Source organism: Sporomusaceae bacterium (genome assembly GCA_031460455.1).
Classification (GTDB): domain Bacteria; phylum Bacillota; class Negativicutes; order Sporomusales; family UBA7701; genus Anaeroselena.
Genome location: JAVKTQ010000002.1, coordinates 233641 through 246817 on the forward strand (window position 1 = coordinate 233641; position 13177 = coordinate 246817).

Genomic DNA, 13177 nt, shown 5'->3' on the forward strand with positions numbered 1-13177 from the left:
CCCCTCTAACCGCTGAAGCGCTAAGAGTGGCGCACTTGCTCCTCGCGACGTACGCAACGAAGTACGCCTGCAGTCGCGTTCTCCGGTGCGCCTTGCATCTGACGGCTTCTGAACGGCCCGTATAAAGAACGCCCTGTCATCTGGAAAATAATTACACAAAAGGCATTAGCGGCAGGACTATACTGGATGTAAAACGAAATATCTACCAGACATTCCGGATATAACAGCAGACTATATGGGAGGCGAAGGGTATGATAAAATTCGGTACCGACGGCTGGCGCGGCATAATCAGCGAAGACTACACCTTCAGCAACGTGCGGCTGGTGGCTCACGCCATTGCCGACTACGTCCTCGGCCGTGGCGAAGGTGGCAAAGGCGTCGTCGTCGGCTACGACGCCCGCTTTCTTTCGCGGCGGTACGCTGAAGACTGCGCCGGCGCTTTAGCGTCGCGCGGCGTCATCGTCTGGCTGTCCGACGCCATCCTGCCCACCCCGGCCCTCACCTGGCAGGTCAAAGACCGTCAGGCCGCCGGCGGCATCATGATCACCGCCAGCCACAATCCCGGCGAATACAACGGCCTTAAGTTCAAGGCCTCCTACGGCGGTTCGGCCTCGCCCGAGATCATCGCCGACATCGAAACCTACGTCCGCCGCCGCGAAAGCGAAGGCGGCGAATACGCCAAAATCCCCATGCCAGAGGGCATAGCATCCTTCTCACCCCACGACCCCTACCTCGACCATATTGACGCCGTTCTCGACCCCAAGATCCTCGCCGCCAGCAAAGGCAAAATCCTTTTTGACGTCATGCACGGCTCGGCCAGCGGCTACCCCGCCATGCTCGCCGCCCGCCACGGCCTCGACCTCGTCGAAATCAGGAGCGAATACAACCCCTCCTTCGGCGGCGTAAACCCCGAACCCATCGACAAAAACCTCGCCGCCCTCCGCGCCGCCATCGCCGAGCACAAAGCCGCGGTCGGTCTCGCCACCGACGGCGACGGCGACCGCATCGGCGCCATCGACGCCGACGGCCGCTTCATCAACGCCCATCAGATCATGGCCTTGCTTGCCAAGTACCTCCACGAAAAACGCGGCTGGACAGGCGGCGTCGCCCAAACCCTCACCGTCTCCGAACTCGTCAAACGCGTCGCCGGCAAATACGGCCTCAAACTCTACGAAACCCCCGTCGGCTTCAAATACATCGCCAACCTCATGCTCGCCGAGGACATCCTCATCGGCGGCGAAGAATCCGGCGGCATCGGCATCAAAAACTACATCCCCGAGCGCGACGGCGTTCTCCTCGGCTTCCTGCTCATCGAAGTCGTCGCCGCCTACGGCAAAACCCTCGGCCAGCTCCTCGACGAAATGATGGCCGAGCTCGGCCACTTCTACTACGGGCGCGAAGACCTCCACCTCGACGACGCGAGGAAAAACCGCCTCATGGGCGGCCTCATCCCCGCGCCGCCCGGCGCTTTAGGCAGCCTCAGGCCGCTCAAGACCGACTGCACCGACGGCTGCAAGCTTTACGTCGACGGCGGCTGGCTCATGTTCCGCGCCTCCGGCACCGAGCCCATCGTCAGAGTCTACGCCGAGGCCGGCAGCCCCGAGAGACTTAAAACAATCCTATCCGAGGCGGTGAATTATGCCAGAAATGCGTAAAATCAGAAAAGCCGTCATCCCCGCGGCCGGGCTCGGCACGCGCTTCCTGCCGGCCACCAAGGCTCAGCCCAAGGAAATGCTGCCCATCGTCGACAAGCCTGCCATCCAGTACATAATCGAAGAAGCCATCCAGTCGGGCATCGAAGAAATCCTCATCATCACCGGCCGCAACAAGCGGGCCATCGAGGACCACTTCGACCGCGCCGTCGAGCTTGAGCTCACCCTCAAGGCCCAGGGCAAATACGACCTCCTCGGCCTTGTCGAGGAAATCTCCAACGTCACCATCCACTACGTCCGCCAGAAAGAGCCGCGCGGCCTTGGTCACGCCGTCCTCTGCGCCAAGCAGTTCGTCGGCCCCGAGCCGTTCGCCGTCCTCCTGGGCGACGACATCATCGACGCCGCCGTCCCTTGCCTCAAACAGCTGCTCGACGTCTACGAAGACAACCCCGGCACCATCCTCGGCGTCCAGGAAGTGCCGCAGGACAAAGTATCGAGCTACGGCATCGTCAAGCCCGTCCCGGTCGGCGAAAACCTCTGGAAAGCCGCCGACCTCGTCGAAAAACCGCCTCAGGCCGAGGCTCCCTCGCGCCTCGCCGTCCTCGGCCGTTACATCATCGAGCCCGAAGTATTCGCAATCCTCGAAACCACCCCTCCTGGCCGCGGCGGCGAAATCCAGCTAACCGACGCCCTCAGAGTGCTGGCCGCCACCCGCCCGGTGTACGCCTACCACTTCGACGGCCGCCGCTACGACGTCGGCGACAAACAGGGCTACCTTGAGGCCACCATCGAATTTGCCCTCAAGCGTCCCGACCTCCGCGACCAGTTCCTCCAATACCTCATAAAAACCGTCAAACCCCTTCTGGTCGGCCAGGAAGCGGCGGCATCCTGCCGCCTCCGGCCGGATAAAGGCGGGGAGTAGGGGAGAACCCATGAACATACTCGTCACCGGCGGCGCCGGCTACATCGGCTCCCATACCGTCCGCGAACTCCTGCGGGCGGGGCAGGGGGTCGTCGTCTACGACAACCTCACCAAAGGCCATAAGCAGGCCGTCCCGGCCGGGATCGGGCTCGTCGACGGCGACATCCGCGACCGGGACAAACTCGCCCAAACCCTTAACGCCCATAGTATTGATGCCGTCATCCACTTCGCCGCCTCCAGCCTGGTCGGCGAATCAATGAAAGACCCCAGCGCCTACTACAACAACAATGTCGCCGGCACCCTCGCCCTGCTCGACGCCATGCTGGCCGGCGGCGTCAAAAAAATCGTCTTCTCGTCCACCGCCGCCGTCTACGGCGAACCGGCCGCCTGGCCGATCGTCGAAGACATGCCTACGGCGCCCACCAACGTCTACGGCCGCACCAAACTGGCCATCGAGCAGATGCTGGCCGACTTTGCCGCCGCCTACGGGCTCTCCTACGTCTCCCTCCGCTACTTCAACGCCGCCGGCGCCGCCGAAGACGGGACCATCGGCGAAGACCACAGCCCCGAAACCCACCTCATCCCCCTCATCCTTCAGGCAGCGCTCGGCCAGCGCGAATCCGTCGCCATCTACGGCGCCGACTACCCCACCGACGACGGCACCTGCATCCGCGACTACATCCACGTCACCGATCTCGCCGACGCCCACGTCAAGGCGCTGCAACACCTCACCGCCGACGGAGGGCCGAAAGTATACAACCTCGGCTCCGAGACAGGCTTTAGCGTTCGCCAGGTCATCGATCGCGCCAAAGCGGTTACCGGCGTCGACTTTACCGTCCGCGAACAAGCCCGCAGACCCGGCGACCCCGCCGTCCTCGTCGCCTCCTCGCGCCGCATCGCCGCCGAGCTCGGCTGGCAGCCGCGCCTCAGCGACCTCGACACAATCATCGCCACCGCCTGGCGTTGGCACAAATCACATCCCGCCGGCTTCGTCGGTTCCCTGCAGCACGACCGCTGATAAATCATTCTACCGGGAGGCGCCTCATGACACCGAAAGCCGCTGTAATCGGCACAATCTTCATGGACTGCAAAGGCTTCGCCAAGCAGAAATACAGCCCCGCCGGCCGCAACCTCGGTTCCGTCAAATTCGTCCACGGCGGTGTCGGCCGCAACGTCGCCGAAAACCTCGCCAACCTCGGCATCGCCACCAGCTTCGTCGCCAGCGTCGACCGCAGCGGCATCGGCCGGGAGATCACCGCCCGCCTCGCCAAAGCCGGGGTCGGAGCCGAATACATAATCGAAACCGAAACCCGCGGCATGGGCCTGTGGCTGGCAGTTATGGACGACACCGGCGACCTGGCCGGCTCCATCTCCCAAATGCCCGACCTCTACCACCTCGAAACCCACATCAGCAAAAACGGCGCCGAAATCGTCCGCCACACCGACCATATCGTCCTCGAACTCGACCTCAACGAACACATCACCAAAAAAGTGCTCAGCCTGGCCCGCGAACAGGGCCGTCCCGTCTACGGCATCCCCGGCAACCTCTCCGTCATCATGTCCCACCCCGATATCCTCGGCCAGCTAGACTGCTTCATCTGCAACAACGTCGAAGCCGAGCGGCTCTTTGGCGTCCCCCTGCCGGCTGACAACATCGCCGGCATCGAGTGGGAACTCGCCCGCTTCGTCGCCGCCAAAGGCCTCGGCGGCATGGTCATCACCCTCGGCAGCGCCGGCTGCGTCTACTACGACGCGGTAAGAGGGACGGCCGGCCACCAGCCCGTCTTCCCCGTCACCGTCATCGACACCTCCGGTGCGGGCGACGCCTTCTTCTCCGGCACCGTCATGGGCCTCATGCGCGGCCTGCCGCTCAAGGAAGCCGTAGTCTGCGGCACAAAAGTCGCCAGCTGGACCGTCCAATCGGACGAAAACACCTGCCGCGACCTGGCCGTCAAACTCGCCGCCGACCCCATCCTCACCAAGCTCCTCGCCGGGTAACGCAGCCCGGCGCTCTAAACGAAGGAGGCGCCTGACATGCTCAAGCTCCCCTCGGGATTCGCGTTCGACCATGCCAACCTCTACGGCGACGGCAAAGTGACCGACGCCGACCTCGCCGGCATCGCCGGCCGCATAGCCGCCGCCCACGCCGCCGTCTGCCGCATGCGGGCCACCGGCGAAGTGCGCGGCCACCTCTCCAAAGACGGCGCCCCCGAAAAAGTCCTCTTCAGCCAGCTGCCCTATGTCGCCGCCGGTAACCTCAACAGCCCGGAATCCATCAGCAGGCTCAAAGACTTCGGCGCCAGCCTCCGCCACCGCACCGACGCCGTCATCCACTTCGGCATCGGCGGTTCCTACCTCGGCAACCGCGTCCTCTTCGACGCCCACTGCGGCGAATTTTGGAACAGCCGCTCCCCCGAGGAGCGCGGCGGCTATCCCGAGCTCTATTTCAGCGGCAACAACCTCGATCCCCAGCGCACCCGCGACCTCATCGGCCACATCCTCGCCGCCACGGCGCAGAAATCGCCCTACCGCCTCCTGCTCGTCGTCGTCTCCAAATCGGGCGCCACCCTCGACACCATGGGCGCCTTCATGGTCGTCTACGACGCCTTGCGGCAGGCCCCCGGGCTGGATCTCTCCGTAGTCGCCGTCACCGACCCGGCCGAGGGCGACAAAGCCACCCTTCTCAAAAAACTCGCCCAGGAAAATGGCTGGCCCACCTTCGCCGTCCCCGACGGCATCGGCGGCCGCTTCAGCGTCTTCTCCGAAGTCGGCCTCGTCACCGCCGCCTGCATCGGCTTCGACATCGACGCCTTCCTTGCCGGTGCGCAGGCCATGGACCAGGCCTGCCAGCAGGGCGACATAAAAACCAACCCCGCCCTCCTGAACGCCGCCCTCAAATACCTCGCCGCCGCCAACCACGGCCGCGACATCGAAATCTTCATGCCCTATTCCGACCGGCTCAAAGCCGTCGCCGAATGGTATATCCAGCTCTTGGCCGAATCCCTCGGCAAACGCACCGACCGGCAGGGGAGGGAGGTCTTCTACGGCCGCACCCCCATAGTCGCCGTCGGCACCACCGACATGCACGCCCAGACCCAGCAGCACCAGGACGGCGCCCGTGACAAAGTCGTCCAGTTCGTCCGCATAGCGGCATGGGAAGATGACCCCGTCATCCCCGACGCTTTCCCCGCCTCCCGCGAGCTATCGAAAATCTCCTCCCTGCGCATGAGCCAAGCCCTCGACACCGCCCTCGCCGCCAACGCCGAGGCCCTCAGCAGCGACGGGCGCTTCAGCGCCGTCTTCCACCTTCCACGGCTCGACGCCTTCCACCTCGGCGAGCTCCTCTACCTGCTCGCCCTGTCCGTCGCCTACGAAGGCGAACTCGCCGACGTCGACGCCTTTGATCAGCCCGGTGTCGAAGCCTATAAAAGAATAATGGCTCCTAAACTTGAGGCAATAAAACAGGGCGGACGTTGATAAGCCAAATGCAAAAACAGGGAACGCAATCGCGTTCCCTGTTTTTTATTCACATCCCCTGGGGCACGTTGACGATGATTTCGCGCGCGTGGGTCTTGCGCTCGCCTTCCGGCGGCACCTTCAGAAAATCGCCGTACTTCTTCCGCAGATAGGTATCGGGCCGGTGCGGCGCGAAAAACGTGTAGCCTTCGAAAGAAATCTCCCGCAGCGGAAAGATATCCCGCCGGTCATGGGGCGGTTTGCTGGAGACCTCCACCCCGCGCGACAGATATTTCTGGCCGGGCTTGTTGAAGAAAATATCGCGGAATCGCCAGGCGGTCCATTCCGCCGCGTATAGCGCCAGGACGAGCGGCAGGCCGAGGGTATAAAGACCGCATATATACGCGGCTCTGCCGGGGGAGTCTTGGGGAAGCCTCTTCCTGTACTGCTGCAGGCGGTGGCGGAGCGTCAGCGCCGCCATGACAAGCCGGTTGGGGTAAGAATCGAACGGGAAGATATCCAGATATATTCCCTGGTGACGAGGAACATAGCCCTTATCCTTTTCAAAAAATTTGCTCCTCGTGTCCCTGATCCGCGGCAGCAAATCGCGGTAATTGACGTCAGTCTCCGTCGTCTGGAAAACCAGGTCTTCAGGCAGTTCCAGAAACGCTAACGCCCGAAAACGCTCGTAGTCCGCCCGCCGCATAGCGATATCCAGATCGTCGTCCCAGGGGATAAAACCGCCGTGGCGCACCGCCCCCAGCAGCGTGCCCGATTCCAGCCAGTACTCGATGCCGTGCTTGCGGCAGATATGGTCCACGATACGCAGCATGCGCAGCATCACCAGTTGCGCCTGGCGCAAATTCGTATCGCCCATTGCGCGGTTGTCGGGGAACAGCGCCTGATAATCCTCGTCCACATCGGTATCCTCCAGTCCCGTGGCTGATAAACGGTACACAAAGATGGGGAACTTTCGTTCCCCATCTTTGTTAGCTAGCTTATTCCTCTTTGGCCTCCGCCGCCTTCGCGTCCTGGATAACCTTCAGGAGCCGCGAGCCGGGAGCCGCCTGAGCCGAGGCCGGCACGGCCTCAGCGCTCTTCACGGCCGCCTTGTCCGTGCGCTTGCCGCCGATCCGCCACGTCATGCCCGCGCGGGCCATCTTCTCGCTGCTGGCCATCGCGAAGCCCAGATTGAGGAGAACGTCCTTGCCGCCGCCGTAGTGGTAGAGACCTACCGCCACCGCCTGCTGGCCGGCGTAAGTGCCGACACCGATCGCGACCTGGGTAGGCTGCTCGGGATCGTAGTCCAGCGGCGCCAGGCCCGACATGGCCGCCGACAGGGCGCCCACGCGGTCTACGCGCGATGCGAGGTCGCCGATGGACCTGTTGAATTGACGCATGTTGACGGCATCGGTCGGGGCAATACCGTCCTGCACGCCATGAATCTGACCGTTAACCGTCGCCTCGCCGCCGACATATAAGTCGCCGCCAATATGGGCGTCGTTGCGAACCCTGAGCTGACCGGCATTGACTTTCGCGGCGTCAACGTCATAAGCATCGATAAACGCGGCATTAACCTTAAACGCGTTGACCGTGCAAGCGTTGACCGCGCCGGCGGTGATTCTGGCCGCATCGATGTCATAAGCATCGATGAACCCGGCGTTAACCTTACCGGCGTTGACCTGACCGGCATTTACCTGGAAAGCGTTCATCTGAATAGCGTTCATCTGAATAGCGTTGGATTGTACCGCGCTGACCGTGCCGGCGGTGATTCTGGCCGCGTCGATATCATAAGCGTCGATGTAGTCGGCGTCGACTTTATGAGCATCGACTTTATACGCATTGACCTTGCCGGCGTTGACCGTACCGGCGGATACTTTGCCGGCGTCGATATCCTTGGCATCGATGTACTGGGCATCGACCTTATACGCATCGACTTTACCGGCGGATACTTTGCCGGCGTCGATATCCTTGGCGTCGATGTACTTGGCATCGACCTTATACGCATCGACTTTACCGGCGGATACTTTGCCGGCGTCGATATCCTTGGCGTCGATGTACTTGGCATCAACCTTATCGGCTTTGACCTTATCGGCGGTTAATGTGCCGTCGACAGTCGAGTTTCCTTTGACGGTTTGGTTGCCGGTGATTTCCTGGTTTCCACCGACTTTCAAATCGTCACCAACTGTCAAATCGTCACCGACTGTCACATCGTCCCATACTTTCAAATCGTCAGTAACTTGTAAATCGCCAGGAACATACACATCGGCCGAGCACGGTACTGCCATAGCTGCCTGGAGAATTAAACACAACGCCAATACCAACAGTTTTTTCCGCATCTTGTCAAATTCACCTCATCTCTGAATTCCTTAGAATAAAACCCGCTACCCTATGAGCCTGCCTGCATTCCACCACCTCGATCCTGATAAAAAGCTCGCCCTGGCGAGAGCTTCCGCCGACACCCGACAAGATCAGCGCCGGTAGGTGCCGGTTCGTCCGCGCCGCTATTGGGAAAGCAAACGGGTGAAGTTTCCGGTGGTAGTAATGCGTAAACAAGGAAAAAATATGCATGGTGCAAAAGAAAAAAATACCGCCCGCAAACAAACCCCATTTAGTTATTATTTTTCCATAATTTACCAACGAAGAATGTCTGATTTAGTCTCAGGGCCGGACAAAAAAACCGACAAAATGGTCTTCCCGGCAACAAAAAAAGGCGGGCGGCCAGACCGTATGCCCCCGCTGCCGCCCGCTCGCCCCCGCCCGCTATCGCCGCGCCTTGTATTTTTTAAGGGGCAGCCTTACCGCGACCGCCCCGGCCGGCATGGTCTCGTGCCTCCCGATGCATCCGCCGCGAAAAAAGTCGGAACAATTTACTTGATTTGGTAAATTTTTACAAGTATGATATAAGCAACAACAAAATTTACGGGAGGGTGATATGGACAGCCAGCTCGCGCGCATCTACGAACTGAAACTCCAGCTCCTCCATCTGGGCTACCACGGTTTTCAGGTCGACGCCATGATAAAGGAAGTCATCGGCGCCGCCCTCCCCGAAGAAGTCGGCGCCGAAAAACGGCGCCAGATCATCGAAGCCCTCGAGAAATACGCCTACTTCGCCATCAAAGCCCGCCGCGGCGGCGGTGGCGACATGCGCCGCACCCAAGGCCCCCGCTAAACAAACAATTAACCTAAGCCCCCTCAGGAGGTACCATGTTCACCAGCAAAAAACCCATCCAGCTCTGGGGCGCCAAGGCCGAAGACCTCTCGCGGGTCTGGATCTGCGGCCACTGCGGCGCCAAAATATACTGCGGCCGCCTGACAGCCAAGCCCGCCTACCGCTGTCTGTGCGGCAGGGCATCCTGGCGGGCGGTGGGGCACGCGCCGACCGCAGACAGCCTTCTCTAAAATGGCGGACGGCAAAAAATCCTGTGAGCCTTCACAGGATTTTTTAATTCAGTGATAAATTTTTCTTTTCGACGCTTTATGATGCTTAGAAATGCCTATTCCTTACAGGATTTCTTCACAAGGCGTCGAATATTATGTCGAATAAAGCGTTTAACTTTCACCGTCCGGCCGTCGAAGAAAATAACGTAGAGTGGAGTGTCCGAAAAGATGTCGCCGATTATTGCGGCTTTTGCTTCCCGCTGGCGCCTGCTCACGGTTCTGGCCATCGTCGCCGCCCTAACCGCCACGATGTATTACCGCAGCCTGCCGCAGCTGCCCCTCGTACCGGCCGGCGTCTTACCGCAGATTACCATGCCGTCCCAGCCCGGCAAGCCGGTCATGCCCAAGGGCTACCAGCCCGATTTGGCCGTGCGCGATCCCTTTGCCGCGCCGGCGGAATACCTGGCCAAGCAGCAGCAGCTTTTCCCCGGCGCAGCCCAGGCCAAGCAGGCCAACGCCGAGCGGCAGATCCGCCAGACGGAAATAATGCCCATCCTCTCCGGAGTCATCATGGCCGGCAACATCGGCTCGGCCATCATCCAATACGGCGCAGACAGCCGTTCCTACCGCAGGGGCGACTACGTCGGCCCATACCAGATTGTCGCCATCAGCAACAGCTACGTTACGCTGCATGGCCCGGGAGGCCGTCTAACTCTCGGCCTGGGAAGGTGAACACATGAGGGGAACTAAAAAATACATAGCATTGCTCAGCCTGCTCTTACTACTGTTCGCCGGCCGGGCGACCGCCGCGCCGCTCGTAAACATGAACGTCGTCAACACCGAAGTGCGCGACGTGCTCACCGCCCTGGCCAGCGTCGGCGGCGTCAGCATCGTCGCCGACGACTCGGCTGCCGGCAAAATAACCATCCACCTGGCCAACGTCCCCTTCGAAACCGCCCTTGACCTCGTCACCAAGACCAAAGGGCTCGTCTACCAGCGGATGGGCCACGTCATCGTCGTCGCCACCCCCGAAAAGCTCAGCAAAGGCTTCGGCAACGTCCAGATCATCAAGGTCAACTACGCCAAAGCCTCCGAAATCAAAAAGACCCTCGCCCTCATCATCCCCGAAGACCGGCTGAAAGTCGACGAAGCCACCAACTCCATCGTCTTCAGCGGGTCGCCGGCCGAAGCCGACACCATCCGCAGCACCCTTGAGGAACTCGACATCCCCTACCGGCAGATCTCCCTCGAAGCCCAGGTTGTGTCCATCAACAGGACGGCCGGCAGGAACCTCGGCATCGACTGGAAATGGTCGGGCCTGCCCGCCAAAACCGAATACGATACATCCTCAAGCTCCGGCTCGACCAGCAAGACCACCGTCACCCGCGAATACCCGGGCGTCATATCCTTCGGCCGCACCCCCGAGGGCCGGCCGTTCGAATTCACATTCCAGGCCACGCTAAACGCCCTCATCACCAAGGGCGACGCCAAAATCCTCGCCAAACCCAACATCACCACCATCGACGGCAAAGAAGCCAACATCCTCATCGGCGATCGCATCCCCGTCCTCGTAGAAAAAACCGAAAACGGCAAAACCACCAACACCATCAGCTACGTCGAAGCCGGCATCCGGCTCAAATACACTCCCCGCATCAACGCCGACGGGCTGATAACCGCCGCCGTCCACACCGAAGTCAGCACTCCCACCCTCGTCACCGAGATGAAAGCCTACCGCATCAGCACCCGCGAAGCCGAAACCAACGTCCGCATGAAAGACGGCGAAACCATGGTCATCGGCGGCCTGATCAACACCGAGGAATCGGGTGGCAAGAACCGCATCCCGGGGTTGGCCGACCTGCCCATCCTCGGCAAACTGTTCGAAAGCAACTCCAAATCCAAATCGGAAACTGAAGTCATGATCTTTCTTACGGCCCGGATAGTCAAATAGCGAAGGGATGTGAGGACCGATGCCGATCCGGATTCTGATCGCCGACGACCATGCCCTGCTTAGGCAAGGCATCAAAAACGTGCTTGAGCTCGAAAGCGATTTCGCCATCGTCGCCGAAGCCGGCGACGGCGAGGAAGCGGTGCGCAAAGCCGGCGAAGCGGTTCCAGACATAGCCCTCCTGGACATCAACATGCCGCGCCTCAACGGCCTGGAGGTCACCAAACGCATCCGCGCCGCCCAGCCAAGCGTCAAAGTCATCATCCTTACCATCCACGACGACGAAAGCTATGTCGTCGAAGTCGTCAAAGCGGGCGCCGCAGGCTACCTTCTCAAGGACGTCGAGCCCGGCATGCTCATCAAAGCAATTCGGACCGTATACGAAGGAGAATCCTTCATCTATCCCACCCTCGCCAAAAAACTGTTCGGCGAAATCACCCGTCTGGAAGAAGAACGGCGGCACGGTGCGGCCAGCATCCTCCAGCACGGCCGCGACGAGCGCCTCACCCTGCGCGAGCTCGAAGTCCTGCAGCTCATCGCCAAAGGCCTCAGCAACCAGGAAATCGCTCACAGACTCTTCCTCAGCGAAAAAACCGTCAAGAACCACCTCACCAACATCTTCCGCAAAATCGACGTCGCCGACCGCACCCAGGCAGTCCTCTACGCCATCAAAAACAAGATCGTCGTCCTCGACTGAGCGGGCAGGCACGCCCGCTCCGCCGGCACATATAATATCCTATCCCGGAAAAGGGGGTAGGATATTTTGCTTTTCCCCTACTGGCTGACCGTCATCGTCGTCTCCCTGGCCCTCTACGGCCTATGGCACGTCTTCCGCGACCTCCTGGGCCTGTGGTCAGGCGGCGGGCCGGGCAGGACCCTCAGAGCCAGCCTGCTCGTCATCGTCCGCAACGCCGAGGACAGCGTCGAAGACAACCTGCGCCGACTGCTGTACGAAACCGCCCTCGAACCGGCGTGGCAGGAAATAATCGTCGCCGACCACGCCTCCGACGACCTGACCCCCGCCATCCTCGACCGGCTGGCCGCCTGCTACCCGCTCCTCAAAATCGTCCACCTGCCGGCTGCCGCCAGGCCGGTCGCCGACGCCATCGCCTTCTGCCAGGGCGAAATCCTCGAAATAATCGACCTGGAAAGCCGCGTGGGCGATGCCGACTGGGACGCGGCCATCCGCAGGCTCGTCCGTCGCTAAGCGGCGCGCCGCATATTTATGCCAGCGGAGGAAATACTGCATAGCAAGCGATAAGGGGGTGCGAAACCATGGACAAACCAGCAGACAACGCCGAAACCGGATACAAATGCAGCCGCTGCGGCGGCATGTTCGCCAGCCACGCCGCCGCCGTGGTGCGCTGCCCGTTTTGCAGCATGCTCTGTGAAGAGACAAGCTGCCGGGTGGTCGATTTCAGCAACGAGGAATACTGAGGGAGGGAAATAGCTCCCCCAAAGCGAATAGGTAACTTACACCAAAAGCGGCAGCCATCACACAGGGAGGTATCCACCATGGCGTACGGACAGCCGGAAGCCGGCAGCGGCCTCAAGGCCTCGCCCCTGGAGCAGCTCATCATCTGGCTCAGGGAAGACCTGATGGGCGAACTGCAGGCCATCAACCAATATCAGGCCCACATCGACAATATCGACGACCAGGAAATCAAAAAACTCCTCGCCCACATCCGTGACGACGAAAAAGAACACGTCGCCGAAATAACCCACCTTATCGCCAGAATCGACGCCGTTCAACGGCAGAAATTCGCCGAGGACCATACCGCCGGCGCCGAAAAAGTCGCCACCGCCCAGAAATAACCGAGC

16 protein-coding genes are annotated in these 13177 nt (G+C 61.0%); 14 read left to right on the forward strand and 2 right to left on the reverse strand.

The genetic code is table 11. The annotated features are described in order from the left end of the window. Positions 1–251: 251 nt before the first annotated feature. Genes RIN56_05680 through RIN56_05700 form a run of 5 tightly spaced genes read left to right on the forward strand, consistent with a single transcriptional unit; the run spans position 252 to position 6051 of the window. Entirely contained in the window at positions 252–1655 is a 1404-nt protein-coding gene (locus RIN56_05680) for a phosphoglucomutase/phosphomannomutase family protein (protein MDR7866290.1), read from the forward strand. Beyond that, complete coding sequence (galU, locus tag RIN56_05685; protein MDR7866291.1) at positions 1648–2574, forward strand: UTP--glucose-1-phosphate uridylyltransferase GalU; 927 nt, start codon at positions 1648–1650, stop codon at positions 2572–2574. The genes RIN56_05680 and galU overlap by 8 nt, the downstream gene beginning before the upstream one ends. A 10-nt stretch (positions 2575–2584) precedes the next feature. After that, positions 2585–3592 (forward strand): UDP-glucose 4-epimerase GalE, encoded by a 1008-nt coding sequence (gene galE, locus RIN56_05690; protein MDR7866292.1) that lies wholly within the window; start codon positions 2585–2587, stop codon positions 3590–3592. A gap of 26 nt (positions 3593–3618) precedes the next feature. Continuing rightward, on the forward strand, positions 3619–4572 hold the full coding sequence (locus RIN56_05695; protein MDR7866293.1) for a PfkB family carbohydrate kinase: 954 nt from the start codon (positions 3619–3621) through the stop codon (positions 4570–4572). Between the two features lie 36 nt (positions 4573–4608). Continuing rightward, entirely contained in the window at positions 4609–6051 is a 1443-nt protein-coding gene (locus RIN56_05700; protein ID MDR7866294.1) for a glucose-6-phosphate isomerase, read from the forward strand. Between the two features lie 49 nt (positions 6052–6100). On the opposite strand, the gene RIN56_05705 is transcribed toward RIN56_05700, so the two are convergent. Together RIN56_05705 and RIN56_05710 are read right to left on the reverse strand one after the other, a co-directional pair. Continuing rightward, positions 6101–6988, reverse strand: coding sequence for a LicD family protein (locus tag RIN56_05705; GenBank protein MDR7866295.1), 888 nt, complete (start codon positions 6986–6988; stop codon positions 6101–6103). A gap of 40 nt (positions 6989–7028) precedes the next feature. Next, complete coding sequence (locus RIN56_05710) at positions 7029–8318, reverse strand: YadA-like family protein (GenBank protein MDR7866296.1); 1290 nt, start codon at positions 8316–8318, stop codon at positions 7029–7031. Positions 8319–8514: 196 nt separating this feature from the next. On the opposite strand from RIN56_05710, the gene RIN56_05715 reads away from it, so the two are divergent. From RIN56_05715 to RIN56_05755, 9 genes are all read left to right on the forward strand, one after another. Then, positions 8515–8916: a hypothetical protein gene (locus RIN56_05715; protein MDR7866297.1), complete on the forward strand. Its 402-nt coding sequence runs from the start codon at positions 8515–8517 to the stop codon at positions 8914–8916. A gap of 49 nt (positions 8917–8965) precedes the next feature. After that, complete coding sequence (locus RIN56_05720) at positions 8966–9202, forward strand: hypothetical protein (protein ID MDR7866298.1); 237 nt, start codon at positions 8966–8968, stop codon at positions 9200–9202. Between the two features lie 35 nt (positions 9203–9237). Beyond that, positions 9238–9432, forward strand: coding sequence for a hypothetical protein (locus RIN56_05725; protein ID MDR7866299.1), 195 nt, complete (start codon positions 9238–9240; stop codon positions 9430–9432). 195 nt (positions 9433–9627) lie between these two features. After that, positions 9628–10143: a hypothetical protein gene (locus tag RIN56_05730; protein ID MDR7866300.1), complete on the forward strand. Its 516-nt coding sequence runs from the start codon at positions 9628–9630 to the stop codon at positions 10141–10143. 4 nt (positions 10144–10147) lie between these two features. After that, complete coding sequence (locus RIN56_05735) at positions 10148–11359, forward strand: secretin N-terminal domain-containing protein (GenBank protein ID MDR7866301.1); 1212 nt, start codon at positions 10148–10150, stop codon at positions 11357–11359. Positions 11360–11378: 19 nt separating this feature from the next. Continuing rightward, positions 11379–12053, forward strand: coding sequence for a response regulator transcription factor (locus tag RIN56_05740; protein MDR7866302.1), 675 nt, complete (start codon positions 11379–11381; stop codon positions 12051–12053). A gap of 66 nt (positions 12054–12119) precedes the next feature. Beyond that, positions 12120–12563, forward strand: coding sequence for a hypothetical protein (locus tag RIN56_05745; GenBank protein MDR7866303.1), 444 nt, complete (start codon positions 12120–12122; stop codon positions 12561–12563). A 68-nt stretch (positions 12564–12631) separates the two neighbouring features. Further along, a complete protein-coding gene (locus tag RIN56_05750) occupies positions 12632–12793 on the forward strand; it encodes a hypothetical protein (protein ID MDR7866304.1) in 162 nt (53 codons plus the stop codon). A 78-nt stretch (positions 12794–12871) separates the two neighbouring features. Continuing rightward, positions 12872–13171: a demethoxyubiquinone hydroxylase family protein gene (locus tag RIN56_05755; protein MDR7866305.1), complete on the forward strand. Its 300-nt coding sequence runs from the start codon at positions 12872–12874 to the stop codon at positions 13169–13171. The last annotated feature ends 6 nt before the right edge of the window (positions 13172–13177 follow it).